Origin of the sequence: Micromonospora sp. NPDC005172, assembly GCF_040608555.1 — a bacterium.
Lineage (GTDB): Bacteria > Actinomycetota > Actinomycetes > Mycobacteriales > Micromonosporaceae > Micromonospora.
On the sequence record NZ_JBEXIL010000065.1, the window covers coordinates 1 to 17527 of the forward strand.

Genomic DNA, 17527 nt, shown 5'->3' on the forward strand with positions numbered 1-17527 from the left:
CGACCACAAGAAGACCGCGTACGAGGAGGTCGGCGCGGCGGCCAAGGCGCAGGGCTGGCAGGTCGCCCCGGGCGGTGAGGTGCTGGGCGGGGAACCGGAGATCGGCTCGACCGAGGCGCTCGGTGTCCTGGTCGCCGCGATCGTCCTGATCATCACCTTCGGCTCGCTCGTGGCAGCCGGGATGACCATGCTCAACGCGCTGATCGGCGTGGGCGTCGGCATGGCCGGCCTCTTCGCGTTGAGTGGCGTCATCGAGCTGACCAGCACGGCACCCATCCTCGCGCTGATGCTCGGCCTCGCCGTGGGCATCGACTACTCGCTGTTCATCACCTCCCGGCACCGGCAGAACCTGCTCGACGGCCTGCCGCCGGACGAGGCGGTCGGCCGGGCCGTGGGCACCGCAGGCTCCGCCGTCGTCTTCGCGGGCGCGACAGTCGTCATCGCGCTGGCCGGGCTGGCCGTGGTGGACATTCCGTTCCTCACCGTGATGGGTCTCGCCGCCGCCGGCACGGTCACCGTGGCCGTCCTCGTGGCCATCACCCTCCAGCCGGCACTGCTCGGCTTCGCCGGCCGACGGGTGCTCCCCCGCCGGCTGCGGGGCGTCTCCGCCGACACCACGCCGGCCACCGACACCCCCGCGTCGACCCCGGACGTCCACACGGTCACGGCCGAGGACCGCACCCGGTTCGGCTTCCGCTGGGCGCGTTTCGTCACCCGGTTCCGCGTACCGGTGATCCTGGTCGGGCTGCTCGGCCTGGGACTGCTCGCGCTGCCCACGCCGGACATGCGGCTGGCCCTGCCGGGCGCGGCGACGGCCGCCGTCGGCTCCCCCGCCCGGGTCGCCAACGACCTGACCGTCGAGGGCTTCGGCCCGGGCTTCACCGGTCGCCTCGCGGTGGTGGTCGCCGGCGACTCGCCGCAGGCCACCTCGGCCGCCGTACCGCAGGTCACCGCACTGCTGCAACGCACCGAGAACGTCCTCGCGGTGGCCCCACCCCAGCTCAGCCCGGACGGCCGGACGGCGCTGCTCGGGGTGGTGCCGAAGACCGGCCCGACCGACAAGGCCACCGAGACGCTGGTGCACGACATCCGCGGCTCGGTGAGCGGTATCCGCGACGCGGACGTGCTGCTCACCGGTGTCACCGCGATCGGCATCGACGTCTCCGAGAAGCTCTCCGACGCGCTGCCGGTCTACCTGCTGCTGGTGGTCGGGCTGTCGGTCCTGCTGCTGATGCTCGTGTTCCGCTCGTTGCTGGTGCCCGTCAAGGCCGCGCTGGGCTTCCTGCTCACCGTCGCCGCCACGTTCGGCATCACGGTGGCGGTCTTCCAGCAGGGGCACCTCGCCAACCTGCTCGGCCTGGACACTCCCGGTCCGCTGATCAGCTTCCTGCCGATTCTGCTCATCGGCATCCTGTTCGGGCTCGCCATGGACTACGAGGTGTTCCTGGTGTCCCGCATGCGGGAGGACTTCGTGCACGGCGAGACCGCCCGGGAGGCGACGATCAGCGGCATGGGACACGGGGCCCGGGTGGTCACCGCCGCCGCGCTGATCATGATGTCGGTGTTCGGGGGCTTCGTCTTCCTCGACGACCCGGTGATCAAGTCGATGGGCTTCGCGCTCGCCATCGGCGTGGCCATCGACGCCTTCGTGGTCCGCATGACCATCGTCCCGGCCGTGATGTCCCTGCTCGGCGACCGCGCCTGGTGGCTGCCCCGCTGGCTCTCCCGCGCCCTGCCGAACGTCGACATCGAGGGCGAGGGCCTGCGCGACCACCTGACGGCCCAGACCCCCACCCGGGTCTGACCGTCCCGACCACCTGAAGGTGCGGTGCCCGTTGCGGGCACCGCACCTTCGTCGTACCGGTCACACGCCGGCCGGGTACGTCTCCATTTCACCGGGGACGGCCGGAACGGCCAGCGGGTGCAGGGCTGTCGTCTCGTCGCACCAGATGAGCGCGTCGTAACGCGCGCCCAGCCGGGTCGGCACGTAGTTGCCCCAGGACTCGAACGACGGGTCGTACACGACCCCGATCGCCCGGTGGTCCGCCGGCTCGGTGACCCAGCCCGGCTGGTCGTCGCCGCCGAAGACGAGCACCGCCCGCTCGGGCATCAGCTCGTGCAACCGCCGTTCCACCGAGCCCTCCCGCGCCGGCGGCACCACCATCGCCTCGGACGGCGAACCCCAGCGGGGGGCGGCGATCACCGTTCCCCGGTAGGTGCCGAAACCGACCAACGCCACCGCGTCGTCGCCGTACCGCTCGCGGGCCAACTGACCAATGTTGACCATCCCGTCCGCTGCCATGTCGGTGGCCCGCGCGTCCCCCACGTGCGTGTTGTGCGCCCAGACGATCCCTCGGGCGTCCGGGCCGTAGCGGTGCAGCAGCCGGTCGAGGGTGTCCTGCATGTGGGTGTCACGGATGTTCCACGAGTCCGGGCCGCCGGCCACCATCGCCCGGTAGTAGCGCTCCGCGCCGGCCACCACCTCCGCGTTCTGCCAGGCCGAGAAGCGGTCCGGGCCGTCCGACATGGCCTGTTCCCGGGTACGCGCCAACAGCCGGACCACCTCCTCCTCGCACCGGGCGGAGACGAACCGGCTGGCCGCGCCGTACTCCTCGACCCGCTTGCCGTACGGTTCGAAGCACCGGTACGCGTCCTGCGCCGCCTCCAGCGAGGTGGGGTCCTCCTCCCCCAGGTAGTCGAAGATCGCCTGCATCGACTCCCAGAGGCTGTAGACGTCGAGCCCGTGGAAGCCGGCCCGCTCACTTCCCGGTCGTTCCAGGTTCCACGCCCGCAGCCAGCGGCAGAAGCGCGCCACCTCCGCGTTGGCCCACATCCAGGTGGGCCACCGCTCGAAGCGTTCCAGCGCCGTCTGGGGATCGGCAGCCCCACCCGGCGCGTCGGTGACCGAACGGTGCACGCGGTCGCAGTCCGGCCAGTCGCCCTCCACGGCCACGAACGAGAAGCCGCACTCCGCGATCAGCCGACGGGTCAGCTGCTCACGCAGGCGGTAGTAGTCGTAACTGCCGTGCGTGGACTCACCGATCATCACCACCCGGGCGTCCCGAACGCGCTCCAGCAACGGGTCGAAGTCGCTCGGCGCGCCGAGCCGCTGAACCAGCATGGCAGCGGCTACCCGGCGGCCGCGCCGACAAACCGTCGGCGCGTCGGCCATCGACACGCCGTGCGCGTGTACGGGTACGACGATCGGGTAGCCGACCGGCATGACCGTCACCGGCGTGCAGTTGCAGGAGTACCTGGCCGGGCTCGACTACCCGGTCTCCCGCGAGGACCTCATCCGCTGGGGGCAGGAGAACGGCGCCAGCACGGCGATGTTGCAGATGTTGCAGGCGTTGCCGGCCGAGCAGTTCGAGTCGCCGGCCGAGTTGAGCGAGGCACTGACCACCCTCGCCTGACCGGCCGCACACCCGGCCGTGCGCAGACGTGATTACTGGAGGGGGATCGTGCGGGACTCCTGGCGGGCGGTTTCGGCGGCGGCCAGGATCGTGACCACCTCACGGCCGAAGCGGACGTCGCAGCGGTGGTCGCGGGTGCCGGCCTGGACCTGCTCGACGAGCTGGTCGATCGCCACCCCGAACGCCGTGGCAGCGTCGTACTCGCCGTGCGGCACGGTCTCGACACCGTTCTCGCCGTAGAACACGAACTCCCGGGCCATCGCCTCGGTCGGGGCGTCGAGGGAGAGCGAGGCGCTGCTGGTCGCACCGCCCTCGTGGGTGAGCAGCAGGTGCACCATCCCGCTCGGGCCGTCCACCGCCGTCACCTGGGTCACCCGGCCCAGCACCGGCAGGAGGATCGAGAGTGCGTGCGGGGCGATGTCCCAGAGCGCACCGTGCTCGCGACGCCACAGGGAGCCGCCGTACGGGCTGCCATCCTGGAAGATCGACGCGAACGCCGTGGTGCGGCCGTGCTGCCAGCCACCGGCCGCGGCGGTCGCGGCGAGGAACGCGGTGACGTTCGGCTGGAACCGCTGCGTGAAGAACACCACGGAGGCGACTCCGGACGCCTCGGCGGCAGCGACGACCCGGTCGGCGTCGTCCACGGTGAGCGCCATCGGCTTGTCCAGCAGCAGGTGCCGGCCGGCGTTGGCGGCGCGGACCGCGATGTCGGCCTGGACGTCCGGCGGCAACGCGACGGCGATCGCCTCGCACTGCTCGATGAGGGCGTCGACGTCGGCGTATGCGGGCACCCCGTACCGCTCGGCCAGCGCGGAGGCCCGCTCCGGGTTACGCCCCCACACCCCGACCAGTTCCGCGTCCGGGTGTGCGTGCAGCGCCTTCCCGTGCGTCTCGATCGCCCAGTGACCGGTGCCGAACAAGCCGAACCGCAGCACGTGTACCTCCGCTGTTTCGCCGCGCCGTGGCAACGCCACGGACCTGATCCACGCTAGTCGCCCCACTGGCCACACCGGTGGCGGGTCGCCAACCGAAGCGTCTGGTGCTCGCCAGCCGACGCCCGGCCTGCTCGTGCTGCCCCGCCGTGTCGGATGGTGTTCGGTGGTGTTCGGTGTGTCCCCGCGACTGCTGTGAGACGGGTGGCGAGGGCCGCCGGTGCGGCCGATCTCCTCGCGGTGGGTAGGGGGCAGGGGGTAGGGGGTAGAGGGTAGGAGCGGTCGTCCTTTGCTCTGCTTCAGCCCAGGCAACAGACGACGTCCGATAATCGGACAGCAGGTGTTTCCCTCGCTGAAGCAGAGCAAAGGACGTGAGGTGGGGGTGCACCTGCCCTCACGGCGACACCCCGGTCGGACTCCGGTCGGACTCCGGTCGCACTCCGGTCGCACTCCGGTCGCACTCCGGTCGCACTCCAGCGGCACCCCGGGGCGCGCCGGGCGGGGAGCGTGAGCTGCTTACTACGACGGTTAGTAGGCTGTGCCGGTGACCGAGGCGACGACCGGGTGGGGCCGATGACCAGCGCGGCGGCCGACTCGCCGGTGGACGGGCTCCTCGCGACGGCGTCGATCGTGCTGTCGCTGCTCGTCGCCGTGTGGGCGCTGATCGCGGCGGTACGCCACCGACCTCCGGACCGGGTGCAGTTCGCCGGTCTGGCCGTACTGGAATTGGCGCTGCTCGCGTTGGGGGTGTCGGCCCTCGTGGCGGTCGGTGGCGGGGACCGGCCGGGCGAGCCCGGCGCGTTCTACGGCTACCTGGTCACGCTGGTCTGCCTGCCGCCGCTGGCCTGGGTGCTGGCCCGGATGGAACCGACCCGCTGGGGTTCGGCGATCATCTGCGCGGTCTGCCTGGTCGCACCGGTCGTGGTGGTCCGGTTGCAGCAGACCTGGGAGGTCCTCGGTGGTTGAGACACAGCCGGCACGACGCGCCACCAATGCCGGTCCGGGCCGACTGCTGATCGCGGTCTACCTGCTCTTCGCCATCGCGGCGACCAGCCGGGCCGGCCTGCAGATCGCCACCAAGTTCGACGAGGCGCCGGTGGCGTACCTGCTCTCCGCCCTGGCCGCCCTCATCTACATCGTGGCCGCGGTGGGTCTGGCCCGTGCCGGGCACACCGGCCGGCGGGTGGCCCTGGCGTGCTGCTCGGTGGAGTTGGTCGGGGTCGTCGCCGTCGGCATCCTCAGCGTTGTCGACAAGGACCTCTTCCCCGACGAGACGGTGTGGTCGCAGTTCGGCAGCGGATACGGCTACATCCCGCTGGTGCTGCCGGTGTTGGGCCTGTTCTGGCTCTGGCGCACCCGCCGCGACGCGGCCTGACCGACAGCCGCGACCCGGCCTGACCGACCGGGCCGCGGGCCACCTGACGAGGGCGCGCGACTCAGGCCCGTGGGCCGCCGGCGACGTAGATGACCTGTCCGGAGACGAAGCCCGCCCCCTCACTCGTCAGGAACGAGATGGTGTGTGCGACGTCCTCCGGGCGTCCCGGACGCCGTACCGGGATCTCAGCGGCCGCGTGCTTCTGGAAGTCCTCGAAGTCGACCTTCATGCGGGCGGCGGTGGCCGCGGTCATGTCGGTGACGATGAAGCCCGGCGCGACCGCGTTGACGGTCACCCCGAACGGCCCCAGCTCGATGGCGAGCGTCTTGGTGAAGCCCTGCAGACCCGCCTTGGCGGCGGCGTAGTTGGCCTGACCCCGGTTGCCCAACGCGGAGGTGCTGGACAGGTTCACGATCCGCCCCCACTTGCGGTCCACCATGTGCTTCTGGGCAGCCTGGCTGAACAGGAACGCCCCGCGCAGGTGCACGCCCATGACCGTGTCCCAGTCGGCGTTGGTCATCTTGAACAGCAGGTTGTCGCGGAGCACCCCGGCGTTGTTGACCAGCACGGTGGGCGCGCCCAGTTCGGCGGCGACCCGCTCGACGGCGGCCTCGACCTGGTCACGGTCGGACACGTCGGCGCCGACGCCGAGCGCACGGCCGCCCGCGCCGGAGATGGCGTCCACCGTCTCCTTGGTGGCGGCCTCGTCGATGTCGACCACGGCCACGGCCATCCCGTCGGCGGCCAGCCGCCGGGCGGTGGCCGCGCCGATGCCGCGTGCGGCTCCGGTGACGATGGCGACGCGGGACTCGTCCGACATGATTACCTCCGGGTAACTTGGGATCGATCGGAGGAGCCTAACTCCTGACCGACGGTTACCACTGATGACCATCGCTTTACACAAGCGATCTGTACCAGATGATCTTCCGCGCGTAGCGTCCCGTTCGCTGTCACCCCGCCAGCGAACAGACGACGAGGCAAGGAACGACATCAGTTGAAGCTCTCGCGTACCCGTGGAGCCTGGCTCGCCGCCGTGGTCTCCACGGCCCTCGTGGCGACCGGTGGCTCACCCGCCCTGGCCGCTCCCGGGGCACCGGCAAATCCCGGCCCGCCCTCCGCGACAGATCTGCCCACCCCTCCCGGCGCCCACTCGGTCACCCTGATCACCGGTGACACGGTCACCACCCGGCAGGGCGCCGACGGCGGCACCCTCGACGTACGACGTCCCGGTGGCGCACCGACGCCGGTGCGGGTGGTCGAGGCCGGGGACGACCTGTACGTCTACCCGCAGTCGGTACTGCCCTACGTGGCCGCGAACACCCTGGACAAGCGGCTGTTCAACGTCACCCGTCTGATCGCCGACGGGTACGACGACAAGGGGACCGACCACCTGCCACTGATCGTGTCGTACAACGCCGGGGCAGCGGGCCTGCGCACCAGCAGCGCGCCGGTCGGTGCGACCCGCACCCGCACCCTGAGCAGCATCTCGGGTGCCGCGCTGAGCGAGGACCGCGACCGGGCCGACGAGTTCTGGACCGCGATCACGGCCACACCCGGCGCGAAAGCGGTCACCCCGACCGGCGACAAGGGACGCTTCGCCGGTGGGATCGCCAAGATCTGGCTCGACGGACGCGTACGCGCCGACCTCGCCGACACCACCGCGCAGATCGGCGCTCCCACCGTCTGGGCGGGCGGCGACACCGGCACCGGCGTACGGGTCGCCGTCCTGGACACCGGCATCGACGCGGCACACCCGGATCTGACCGACCGGATCAGCACGTCCGCCGTGTTCGTGCCGGGCGAGGAGATCACCGACCGGGTCGGGCACGGCACCCACGTCGCCTCCACCATCGCCGGCACCGGCGCCGCCTCCGGTGGCCGGGAGAAGGGTGTCGCGCCCGACGCCCGGCTCGCCATCGGCAAGGTGCTCAGCGATGACGGCCACGGCCAGGACTCGTGGATCCTCGCCGGCATGGAGTGGGCGGCCCGGGAGGCCGACGCCAGCATCATCAACATGAGCCTGGGCTCGAGTGAGCCCAGCGACGGCGCCGACCCCTTGAGCCAGGCGGTCAACACGCTCAGCGCCGAGACCGGCGCGCTGTTCGTCATCGCCGCCGGAAACGCCGGCCTGCCCGGCAGCGTGAGCGCACCGGGCGCTGCGGACGCGGCGTTGACCGTCGGTGCCGTCGACGGCGACGACCAGCTCGCCTCCTTCTCCAGCCGGGGTCCCCGGATCAGCGACGAGGCAATCAAGCCCGAGTTGACCGCGCCCGGCGTCGGGGTGCTCGCGGCCCGCTCGCAGTACGCGCCCGGTGAGGGCGCGTACCAGAGCCTGGACGGCACCTCGATGGCCACGCCGCACGTCGCCGGGGCCGCTGCCCTGCTCGCCGCCCGGCACCCGGGCTGGACGGGACAGCAACTCAAGGACGCCCTGGTCAGCACGACCAAAGCCACCACCCAGTACGACGCGTACCAGGCCGGCACCGGCCGGGTCGACGTCGCCGCCGCCGTGCGGGCCCCGATCGTCGCCACCGGCGCCGTCTCCACCAGCGTGCGGCAGGGCACCACGAGGGCCACGCACCCGGTGACGTACACCAACACCACCGGTCAACCCATCGCGCTGGCCCTGGCGGTGGACGCGCCGAACGCTCCGGCCGGGCTGTTCAGCCTGTCGGCGGCGCAGCTGACCGTGCCCGCGAACGGCACCGCCAGCGTCACGCTGACCACCGACACCTCCCGGGCAGCCACCGGCAGCCGGTACACCGGCCAGATCGTCGCCACCGGGCCGGACCGGGCGGTGCTGACCCGCACCGCCGTCGCGCTCGGCACGTACCACCCGTACCACCATCTCCGGTTGGAGATCACCGACCGGTTCGGCAAGCCGGCCAGTGGCACCATCGAGCTGGGCCAGCCGGGTAGCTACGACATCAGCTTCATCAACACCGACGCGGACGGAGTCGCCCAGCTCTACCTGCCCGAGGGTGTCTGGTCGGCGATGAGCTTCCTGAACGTCACGGGCAGCCACGGGCCGAACTCCCTCGGCGTGGCCCTGCTCGGCAACCCCGACATCGACCTGCGTGCGGACACCACGGTCCGACTGGACGGAAAGGCGGCCCGCCAGGTCCAGTCGTCGGTGCCGCAGCGCACCGCCGACACGTTCACCCGGCTGGACTACTACCGGTCCCAGGGCGAGGGCCGCTGGCGCTCGTTCATCGCCGGCGGGGTGTTCTACGACAGCTTCTGGGCGCAGCCCACCACCCGGGACGTCCGGCACGGCGACTTCTACGTCGGTGCCCGGTGGCGCAAGGAGCAGCCGGTGCTGGCCGTCGGCACGACAAAAGTCAACTTCGACGACGTGGTACGTCAGCAGGGCACCACCCAGTTGCCCAAGGGCAGGCGGACGATGCCGGCGGTGTTCGCCGGCAACGGTGCGGCCAGCGACTACGCCGGGCTGAACGCCCGGGGCGCGGTGGCCGTGGTCCGGCGCAACTGGGACGTCACCGACGCCGAGCAGGCCGCCGCGGCGACCGCCGCCGGGGCGACGATGATGCTGGTGGTCAACGACTTCCCGTGGCGCGAGGTGCGCGACTACTCGATCGACTTCTTCACACCCACCCCCATCGAGGTGGCGATGCTCAGCACCGACGAGGGCGAGGCGTTGATCCGGCAGATCGAGCACGGTTCCACGAAGGTCGAGGTCGTCTCGCAGCCGGTCGCCGACTACGTGTACGACCTGGTGCAGGCGTACCACAACCGGATTCCGGGTGACCTGAGCCGGACCGAGACCCCGAAGACGCTGGCCCGGGTGGATGTCGGCTTCCGCGTACCGACCCCGGAGACGCGGGGTGGCGAGTTCCGCTACGACTGGCCGTCGTACAACAACTGGGGCATCGGCCAGAGCAGCAACCGGCCGCTCGCCACGGTCCGGACCGACTGGGTGTCCACCGGTGACCTCTACACCTGGGGTCAGGAGGCGTACCTCGACGCCGCCACGTACCAGATCGACCCCCGGACCAGCTTCCGTGCCGGCAGCAGGAGTCGGGAGCAGTTCTTCACGCCGATCGAGCGGCCGCACCTGAACAACAACTTCAAGCTGCCGACCCGCTCCGGGGACACCCTCAACCTGGACGTGCCCGGTTGGGGTGGCGACGACCACGTCGGCATGGCGATGAGCGCCGCAGGGCAGACCAACAAGCTCTACCAGGGCGGGACGCTGCTGGGCGAGAGCACCAGCACGTGGGTCAGCGGCACCGCGCCGAGCGCGGGCGACCTGCCGTACCGGCTGGTGGTGGGTACCACCCAGGACCCGACCGTCGGCCGGTACTCGACCAGCACCACCACCGAGTGGACGTTCCGGTCGAAGGCGCCGGCCGCCGGGGTGGAGTCGAGCGTGCTGCCGCTGCTCCAGCTCGACTACGCCGTCGACACCGACGCCGCCGGTACCGCGAAGGACCGGACCGCGCTTACCGTCTCCGCCGCGCACCTGCCCGGCGTCACCGGCTGCGGCAGCATCCGGCCGGTGCACCTGGAGATCTCGTACGACGACGGGGCGCACTGGCAGCGGCAGCCGCTGGACCGCGCGAAGGACGGTTCCTGGACGACGACGCTGCGGGCGCCCAAGGATGCGCGGTACGTGTCGCTGCGGGCCGACGCCGCCGACGGCGCGGGCAACTCGGTCCGGCAGACCGTCCTGCGGGCCTTCGGGGTGCGCTGACGGGCCACCGCGTCAGTCGGGGGGACCGCGCCGGTCGGCGCGGTCCCCCTCGTCGTCAGTACCCCGGACCCCGGCAGAGGCGGATCCACCGGTACCCGTGCCCGGAGACCTTCACCGCGCCGAGCTTGCCCAGGTCGCCGTAGCCACGGTCGGTGAGCACGTCGATCGGCAGGTCGGCCTCCGGTTCGAGGCTGCTCAGGTCGACCTCGACGTCGTCGGTGCCCAGGTTGTGCAGGAAGACCATCGTGCCGGTCGGCCCGTCCGCCCGGTGCGCCAGAACCCCCGGCGGCATCGCCACGTCGATGTGGGTGGTCGAGCCGGAGCCGATCTCCGGGGCCTCCCGCAGCGTACGGATCATGCGCTCGAACCAGGCGAGCAGTGACTTCGGGTCGCCACGCTGGGCGGTGACGTTGACGTTCTGGTAGCCGAAGTCACCCTTGTCGATCACCGGGCGGACCAACTTCTCCGGGTCTGCCGTGGAGAAGCCGGCATTCGGCTTGTACGACCACTGCATCGGCGTACGGATCGCCTCCCGACCGGGCAGCGACAGGTCCTCGCCCATCCCGATCTCCTCGCCGTAGCGCAGCACCGGAGTGCCGCGCAGGGAGAACTGCAACGCGTACGCCAGCTCGATGCGCCGCCGGTCGTTGCCGAGCATCGGGGCGAGCCGGCGGCGGATTCCCCGGTCGTAGATGCGCATGTTCTCGTCCGGGCCGAACTCCGCGTACACCTGGTTGCGCTGTTCGGTCGTCAACCGGGACAGGTCGATCTCGTCGTGGTTGCGCAGGAAGGTGGCCCACTGCCCGCCGACCGGGAGCTTCGGGGTGTCGCGCAGCGCCTCGATCAGCGACTCCGGGTCCTGCCGGGCGAGAGCGAGCACGAGCCGGCCGTTGAGCATGAAGTCGAACAGCATGTGGATGCGGTTGCCGGAGCCACTGGTGTCGCCGAAGAACGTCGGGAGCTGGTCCGGTTCGACGTTCGCCTCGGCGAGCAGGACGGCGTCGCCGCGCCGCCACTGCACGTGCTGGCGCATCTCGGTGAGGAACTCGAAGTCCTTCGGGGAGTCCGGGTTGCCCGGCTCGGTCAGCTCGATGATGAACGGCACCGCGTCCATCCGGAAGCCGGCGACCCCGAGCTGGAGCCAGAACGACATGATCTTCTTGACCTCGGCCCGGACCTCGGGGTTGGCGAAGTTGAGGTCCGGCTGGAACTTGTAGAACCGGTGGTAGAACCACGCCTTGGCGGTCCGGTCGTAGCTCCACGTCTCCTTCTGCTCGCCGGGGAAGACCATGCCCTGGTGGCGGTCGGCCGGCTCGGTGTCGGACCAGACGAACCAGTCCCGGTACGGCGAGTCGGGCGAGGATCGGGCCGACTGGAACCAGGGGTGCTCGTCGGAGGTGTGGTTGACCACCAGGTCGATGATCACGCGGATGCCCCGGTTCTGTGCCTGGTGCAGCAGCTCGGCGAAGTCGCCGAGGGTGCCGAAGCGGGGGTCCACGTTGTAGAAGTCGGTGACGTCGTACCCGTCGTCGCGGTTGGGTGACGGGTGGATCGGGTGCAGCCACAGGCAGGTCACGCCCAGCCGGGCGAGGTAGTCCAGCCGGCCGATCAGCCCACGGATGTCGCCGACCCCGTCGCCGTCGGAGTCGGCGTACGTGTCGATGTCGAGGCAGTAGACGACGGCTTCGGAATACCAACGGTCACCCATGCGGGAGGAACTTCTCCCGTTGATCACCACGGCAAACCCGATGGACCCGCCCGGTCGGTACCCTGCCCGGCATGGAGAGCGACCTCGTACCGCCGAGCGATGAGTTGGACTGGTCCCGGGGCGAGTGGTTGCACCCGCCGGTGCGCACCGAGCACGGCCCGGCCGGTGAGCTGGTCGTCGAGGCCGGAGCGGAGACCGACTTCTGGCGTCGGACCAGCTACGGCTTCGTCCACGACAACGGCCCGGCGCTGCTGGCGCCGTTGCCCGTCGGCGCGGCCATGGAGGTGAGCTTCGCGCTCGACTTCTCGGCGCAGTTCGACCAGGCCGGCGTGCTGGTGCGGGTGGACGAGCGGACGTGGGTCAAGGCGGGTGTCGAGGTGAGCGACGGCGAGTCGCAGCTCGGCGCGGTGGTGACCCGGGAGTTCTCCGACTGGTCGGTCTCCCCGGTACCGGGCTGGGCGGGTCAGGAGGTGACCGTACGGGTCAGTCGGGCCGGTGACGCGCTGACCGTACGTGCCCGGGTTGCCGACGGGCCGTGGCGACTGGTCCGTCTCGCGCCGCTGGACCCGACCGTCGAGGCGATGGCCGGCCCGTTCTGCTGCGCCCCGACGCGCGGCGGCCTCACCGTGGTGTTCACCGGTTGGCGGCAGGGCCCGGCGGACACGGCGCTGCACCCGGAGGCCTGACGATCGAGGGGTGGCACGGCTCACCGGTAGGTGTGCCGTGCCGGCCACTGGGTATGACAGTCCGATCCCCTCCTCGGCCGTACGGAAGGATGACCAATGGCGTACGCCCAGACTGGTGACCCGTCCGAGTTCACCGGCCTGACCGGATGGGTGGCCTCGGTGATCGAGGCGATGGGTCCGGTTGGCGTGGCCCTGCTGGTCGCGCTGGAGAGCATCGTCCCGCCCATCCCCAGCGAGATCGTGCTGGCGATGGCGGGTTTCCTGGCCCACGAGGGTCAGTTCAACGTCGTCCTCGTGGTGGTGGCCGCGACGGTCGGCTCGCTGGTCGGCGCGCTGGTGCTCTACTGGGCCGGCGCGGCGGTCGGTGAGGAGCGGTTGAAGCGCTGGCTGGACCGTATTCCGCTGGTGGACGGCGACGACCTGGAGAAGGCCGACCGCTGGTTCGAGCGACACGGCCGTTGGGCGGTGCTGATCGGCCGGGTGGTGCCGGTGGTCCGCAGCCTGGTCTCCGTCCCGGCCGGGGCCAACCGGATGCCGCTGGGCGAGTTCGTCCTGCTCACGACGATCGGCAGCGGGGTGTGGAATGCCCTGATCGTCGGCTCCGGTTACGCGCTGGGCAGCCGGTGGCAGAACGTCGAGCGGTACAGCGACTGGTTCAACTACGCCATCGGAGCGGTCTTCGTCGTCATGGTGGTCGCCTGGGTGGCCCGCAAGATCCGCCGCCGTCGGCAACGCGACGACCGGCGGTCGGTGACCGCCGGTCGCTGATCCGCGTCGTCGCCGACGCCCCTGGCGGGACGCCGTCGACGGTCAGGCCAGGGGATGCCCTGCGGCGGGTGCCGGTGTGGCCTGCGGACGGCGTAGCACCGCCTGCTCCAGCGCCGACCAGGCTGTCGTCGTCACCAGGTAGATCACCGCGGCGAGCGGCAGCACCAGCGCCACCAGCACGGTCGTGAACGGCAGCAGGGGCAGCAACCGACCGAGCGTGGCCGCGCCCGGTCCCTCGACGGGCGTACCGGCCACCGTGCCGACCGCCGCCGACGCGCGCCGTGCGCGCCGCGACGACCACCAGGCCAGCACCAGCAGCAGCGCCAGCAGCCCGGCGAAGAGCGGCCCGGCCGCGCCGGCCAGGCCGTCGCCGAGGTGATGACCCAGGGGTACGCCGACCAGCCGTTCGTCGAGCAGTCCCGTACCGCCCTCGTCGGTGGCGAACAGGCGGTACAGGACCAGCAGGAACGGTGCCTGGATCAGCAGGGGCAGGCAGCCGGCCACCGGGTTCGCGCCGGCCGAGCGGTACAGCGCGAACACCTCGCGCTGGAGTGTCGCCGAGTCGTCGGCGTACCTCTGCTGGAGCTCGCGCACCTGCGGGGCGAGCGCCGCACGGCGTCGCTCCCCGCGGACCTGCGCGACGGTCAGCGGTGCGATCAACAGCCGGACGGCGATGGTGAGCAGCACGATGGCGGCGACTGTCGCCGTGCCGTCGGCCAGCGGTTCGAGCAGATCGGTGAGCCAGGACAACGCGGTGCCGGCGGCGCCGACGACGTCGCGCAGTGGTGCGAAGGCGAGCATGGGAAACCCCTCGGTCCGATTCCGGTGGGTCCTCCCCCGGCGGTGGCCGCCGGCAGGAAGGACCGATGACTGTGGGATCGGCCGCGCGGCGACGTGTCGCTACGCGGCGAGGGGGCGTCCGGGTGCGCGGGGGCGGGGTCGTCCGGCAGCATCCGGATCGATCTGGCGGGGTGTGCGCCGAGACCAGGCCCGAGCGCGCAGCCCCGCCCAGCGTCGCGCGACACCCGGTGCTCGGGCCAGGCCGAGCGTGTGCGCGGCGAGCAGTGCGGCGATGAGGACCAGGGCGGTCAGCGCGGCCCCCGCCAGCAGGTCGGCCGGGCGGTCCGCGAGCATGCCGAGCTGGGCGGACGCGGACATCCACGCCGCCCAGAGGTATCCCAGCAGCATCGGCACGCGCTCAGCATAGGACCCGGTGTCACGTCCCCCGGCAGGATCGGCGACAGGCGGCGGTCGGAGCCCGACACGCGGGACGGCGTGCCGTCACCACGTTTCCGGGCGTTACCACTGTGGGTAACGAAGCGTCCGACCGGCGCGGACAGACCGCGAGCGGCAGAAACGGACGGTGGTGCGCGATGACGGGGCAGGTGGCGGAGGCACCCGGCGGGACGACCGCGGGGACCGATGTGCTCACCGTTGGCGTCGAGGAGGAGTTCCTGCTCGTCGACCCACACACCGGCGCCGCGGTGCCCGCCGTCGACCTCGTGCTCGAACAGGTCCCGGCGGAGCTGCGCGGTCAGGTGGAACGCGAGTTCCAGACCAGCCAGATCGAGATCGGCTCGCCGCCCGGCCTCGAGCTGTCCTCGATCCGGCACTCCCTCGGCGTACTCCGCAAGGCGCTCGCCGACGCGGCCGAGCGGGCTGGCGTTCGGCTGCTGGCCATCGGCACCGGCCCGGTGGACGGCCCGGTGCCGCCGGTCGTGGACAAGCCCCGTTTCGACCGGATGATCGAGCGATTCCGGCTGCTCGTGCCCGGCCCCGGCAACAACGGCATGCACGTGCACGTGGGCGTCCCCGATCCGGAGACCGGCGTGCAGGTGCTCAACCACGTCCGGCCGTGGCTGCCGATGCTGCACGCCATCACCACCAACTCGCCGTTCGCCGGTGGCGAGGACACCGGCTACGCGAGCTGGCGCTCGGTCGAGTGGGAGCGCTGGCCGTCGGTCGCGCCGACGCCCTGGTTGGAGTCGCACGAGCACTACCAGCGGCTGATCCGTCAGTTGATCGCCAGCGGGGTGATGCTCGACGAGGGCATGCTCTACTGGTACGCCCGGCTGTCGGCGAAGTACCCGACCGTGGAGCTGCGCATCGGCGACGTCTGCCCGACCGTGGACGACGCGGTGCTGGTCGCCGCGCTGGTCCGCGCGCTCGTGGCCACCGCCATGGAGGACGTCGAGGCCGGCCGCCCCGCGCTGCGGACCGACCACCACCTGCTGGTCGGCGCGCACTGGCGGGCCGCCCACGACGGCCTGGAAGGCGAGGGCGTCGACGTCACCACCGGCGAGCCGAAGCCCGCCTGGGACCTGTTGGACGGGTTCGTCGAACGACTGCGGCCGGCACTGGAGCGGCACGGCGACTGGGCCGAGGTGTCCGACCTGCTGGGCGGGCTGCGCCGCCACGGCACCGGCGCGGCCCGACAGCGCGCCGTGTACGCCCGTACCGGACGGCTCGTCGACGTCGTGCACGACGTGGCGCGACAGACGCGCGGCTGAGCACCCGCGTGACAGGATGATCCTGTGGCGCAACGATTGATCGTCATCGGCGGGGACGCCGCCGGCATGTCGGCGGCGTCCCAGGCACGCCGCCGCCGCGACCGCGACGACCTGGAGATCGTGGTCTTCGAGCGAGGTCACTTCACCTCCTACTCGGCCTGCGGCATCCCCTACTGGATCAGTGGGCTCGTGCCCGGCCCGGAGCATCTGATCGCCCGCGACCCGGAGACGTTCCGCACCAAGTTCGACATCGACGTACGGATGCGCCACGAGGTGACCGCCATCGACCTCGAACGGCGCGAGGTGGTCGCCCGGGACCTGGAGCACGGCGGCGAGATCCGGGAACGCTTCGACGAGCTGATGTACGCCGCCGGCGCGACACCGACCAAGCCCCCGTGGGCGCAGTCGGACGTCGCCGGCGTGTTCGGGGTGCAGACCCTCGACGACGGGGCGGCGCTGCGCGACTGGCTGGACGCCGAGCCGCAGCCGCGCCGGGCGGTGGTGGTGGGCGGCGGCTACATCGGCGTCGAGATGGCCGAGGCGATGATCCAGCGCGGCCTGTCGGTGACGCTCGTCGAGCAGGCCGAGCAACCCATGTCGACGGTCGACGCCGACATGGCCGAACTCGTCGCCGAGGCCATGCGTGGCCTCGGCGTCACCATCCGCGCCGGCCTGCCGGTGACCGGCCTCGACCAGCGGGACGGCCGGGTGTCCGCCGTGGTCACCGCCGAGGGGCCGATTCCGACCGACGTCGTGGTCCTGGGTCTCGGCGTACGCCCCAATGTCGGGCTCGCGGAGGCCGCCGGACTGCCGCTCGGGCCGACCGGCGCGATCCGGGTGGACCGGCGGATGCGGGTTCCCGGCTTCCCTGGAGTCTGGGCGGCCGGCGACTGCGTGGAGACCCTGCACCGGGTCAGCGGAATGCCGGTGTACATCCCACTCGGCACCCACGCCAACAAGCAGGGCCGGGTGGCCGGCATCAACATCGGCGGCGGGTACGCCACCTTCACCGGCGTGATCGGCACGGCCGTGACCAAGGTCTGCGAGCTGGAGGTCGGTCGGACGGGTCTGCGGGAGCGGGACGCCTCGGCGGCCGGCTTCGACTTCATCTCGGTGATCGCCGAGTCGACCAACCGGGCCGGCTACTACCCCGGCGCCCGAGCGATGACCGTCAAGCTGATCGCCGAACGTCCCAGCGGCCGTCTGCTCGGCGCGCAGATCGTCGGCTGGTCCGAGGCGGCCAAACGCATCGACACTCTCGCCGTCGCGTTGTGGAACGGCATGACCGTGGACGACATGACGGCACTGGACCTGGGCTACGCTCCGCCGTACGCGCCGGTCTGGGATCCGGTGCTGATCGCCGCCCGGAAGGCGGTCGATGCGCTCGCCGCCCTTGATCGCTGACCGCGCCCGCCGTGGAG

General features: G+C 71.6%; 14 protein-coding genes and 1 pseudogene. 9 read left to right on the forward strand and 6 right to left on the reverse strand.

The window, feature by feature from the left end; translation table 11 throughout:
• Window positions 1-1804: MMPL family transporter (locus tag ABZV06_RS28865; RefSeq protein WP_355625367.1), on the forward strand; the 1804-nt coding region annotated here is incomplete at its 5' end.
• A gap of 60 nt (window positions 1805-1864) precedes the next feature.
• Here the strand turns inward: ABZV06_RS28865 and ABZV06_RS28870 are convergent.
• Window positions 1865-3121, reverse strand: coding sequence for an erythromycin esterase family protein (locus tag ABZV06_RS28870; protein ID WP_355237647.1), 1257 nt, complete (start codon window positions 3119-3121; stop codon window positions 1865-1867).
• A gap of 100 nt (window positions 3122-3221) precedes the next feature.
• Between ABZV06_RS28870 and ABZV06_RS28875 the strand changes: the two genes are divergently transcribed.
• The gene (locus tag ABZV06_RS28875; protein WP_355237418.1) at window positions 3222-3413 is read left to right on the forward strand and encodes a DUF2795 domain-containing protein; all 192 of its coding nucleotides are present in this window, start codon (window positions 3222-3224) and stop codon (window positions 3411-3413) included.
• 32 nt (window positions 3414-3445) lie between these two features.
• On the opposite strand, the gene ABZV06_RS28880 is transcribed toward ABZV06_RS28875, so the two are convergent.
• Window positions 3446-4348: a Gfo/Idh/MocA family oxidoreductase gene (locus ABZV06_RS28880; RefSeq protein ID WP_355625369.1), complete on the reverse strand. Its 903-nt coding sequence runs from the start codon at window positions 4346-4348 to the stop codon at window positions 3446-3448.
• A gap of 535 nt (window positions 4349-4883) precedes the next feature.
• On the opposite strand from ABZV06_RS28880, the pseudogene ABZV06_RS28885 reads away from it, so the two are divergent.
• Window positions 4884-5311: pseudogene (locus ABZV06_RS28885) on the forward strand (hypothetical protein).
• Window positions 5304-5720, forward strand: coding sequence for a hypothetical protein (locus tag ABZV06_RS28890; RefSeq protein WP_355237412.1), 417 nt, complete (start codon window positions 5304-5306; stop codon window positions 5718-5720). Before ABZV06_RS28885 ends, ABZV06_RS28890 begins: the two are co-directional and overlap by 8 nt.
• Window positions 5721-5781: 61 nt before the next feature.
• Here the strand turns inward: ABZV06_RS28890 and fabG are convergent, their stop codons facing one another.
• Window positions 5782-6540, reverse strand: coding sequence for a 3-oxoacyl-ACP reductase FabG (fabG, locus tag ABZV06_RS28895; protein ID WP_355237409.1), 759 nt, complete (start codon window positions 6538-6540; stop codon window positions 5782-5784).
• 174 nt (window positions 6541-6714) lie between these two features.
• On the opposite strand from fabG, the gene ABZV06_RS28900 reads away from it, so the two are divergent.
• The gene (locus ABZV06_RS28900) at window positions 6715-10434 is read left to right on the forward strand and encodes a S8 family serine peptidase (protein ID WP_355625371.1); all 3720 of its coding nucleotides are present in this window, start codon (window positions 6715-6717) and stop codon (window positions 10432-10434) included.
• Window positions 10435-10489: 55 nt separating this feature from the next.
• Here the strand turns inward: ABZV06_RS28900 and ABZV06_RS28905 are convergent, their stop codons facing one another.
• The gene (locus ABZV06_RS28905) at window positions 10490-12142 is read right to left on the reverse strand and encodes an alpha-amylase family protein (RefSeq protein WP_355625373.1); all 1653 of its coding nucleotides are present in this window, start codon (window positions 12140-12142) and stop codon (window positions 10490-10492) included.
• Between the two features lie 71 nt (window positions 12143-12213).
• Here ABZV06_RS28905 and ABZV06_RS28910 point away from each other — a divergent pair, with 71 nt between their 5' ends.
• Window positions 12214-12828 carry a DUF1349 domain-containing protein gene (locus tag ABZV06_RS28910; RefSeq protein WP_355237400.1) on the forward strand — a complete coding sequence of 205 codons (615 nt, stop codon included), beginning with the start codon at window positions 12214-12216 and terminating at the stop codon, window positions 12826-12828.
• 96 nt (window positions 12829-12924) lie between these two features.
• Window positions 12925-13596, forward strand: a complete 672-nt coding sequence (locus ABZV06_RS28915; protein ID WP_355625374.1) for a DedA family protein — start codon at window positions 12925-12927, stop codon at window positions 13594-13596.
• 42 nt (window positions 13597-13638) lie between these two features.
• On the opposite strand, the gene ABZV06_RS28920 is transcribed toward ABZV06_RS28915, so the two are convergent.
• Both ABZV06_RS28920 and ABZV06_RS28925 read right to left on the reverse strand, forming a co-directional pair.
• On the reverse strand, window positions 13639-14397 hold the full coding sequence (locus ABZV06_RS28920) for a membrane protein insertase YidC (RefSeq protein WP_355625376.1): 759 nt from the start codon (window positions 14395-14397) through the stop codon (window positions 13639-13641).
• Between the two features lie 99 nt (window positions 14398-14496).
• Window positions 14497-14784 carry a DUF6412 domain-containing protein gene (locus tag ABZV06_RS28925; protein WP_355625393.1) on the reverse strand — a complete coding sequence of 96 codons (288 nt, stop codon included), beginning with the start codon at window positions 14782-14784 and terminating at the stop codon, window positions 14497-14499.
• 185 nt (window positions 14785-14969) lie between these two features.
• Here ABZV06_RS28925 and ABZV06_RS28930 point away from each other — a divergent pair, with 185 nt between their 5' ends.
• Window positions 14970-16106: a glutamate--cysteine ligase gene (locus tag ABZV06_RS28930; RefSeq protein ID WP_355625378.1), complete on the forward strand. Its 1137-nt coding sequence runs from the start codon at window positions 14970-14972 to the stop codon at window positions 16104-16106.
• A gap of 24 nt (window positions 16107-16130) precedes the next feature.
• Window positions 16131-17510 carry an FAD-dependent oxidoreductase gene (locus ABZV06_RS28935; protein ID WP_355237390.1) on the forward strand — a complete coding sequence of 460 codons (1380 nt, stop codon included), beginning with the start codon at window positions 16131-16133 and terminating at the stop codon, window positions 17508-17510.
• Window positions 17511-17527: the final 17 nt, after the last annotated feature.

What these genes read in the sequence shown, in the direction of transcription:
- ABZV06_RS28875 (WP_355237418.1), top strand. Translation starts at nt 3,222, where the DNA reads ATGACCGTCACCGGCGTGCAGTTGCAGGAGTACCTGGCCGGGCTCGAC.
- fabG (WP_355237409.1), bottom strand. Translation starts at nt 6,540, where the DNA reads ATGTCGGACGAGTCCCGCGTCGCCATCGTCACCGGAGCCGCACGCGGC.
- ABZV06_RS28915 (WP_355625374.1), top strand. Translation starts at nt 12,925, where the DNA reads ATGGCGTACGCCCAGACTGGTGACCCGTCCGAGTTCACCGGCCTGACC.
- ABZV06_RS28925 (WP_355625393.1), bottom strand. Translation starts at nt 14,784, where the DNA reads ATGCTGCTGGGATACCTCTGGGCGGCGTGGATGTCCGCGTCCGCCCAG.
- ABZV06_RS28930 (WP_355625378.1), top strand. Translation starts at nt 14,970, where the DNA reads ATGACGGGGCAGGTGGCGGAGGCACCCGGCGGGACGACCGCGGGGACC.
- ABZV06_RS28870 (WP_355237647.1), bottom strand. Translation starts at nt 3,121, where the DNA reads ATGCTGGTTCAGCGGCTCGGCGCGCCGAGCGACTTCGACCCGTTGCTG.
- ABZV06_RS28920 (WP_355625376.1), bottom strand. Translation starts at nt 14,397, where the DNA reads ATGCTCGCCTTCGCACCACTGCGCGACGTCGTCGGCGCCGCCGGCACC.
- ABZV06_RS28905 (WP_355625373.1), bottom strand. Translation starts at nt 12,142, where the DNA reads ATGGGTGACCGTTGGTATTCCGAAGCCGTCGTCTACTGCCTCGACATC.
- ABZV06_RS28910 (WP_355237400.1), top strand. Translation starts at nt 12,214, where the DNA reads ATGGAGAGCGACCTCGTACCGCCGAGCGATGAGTTGGACTGGTCCCGG.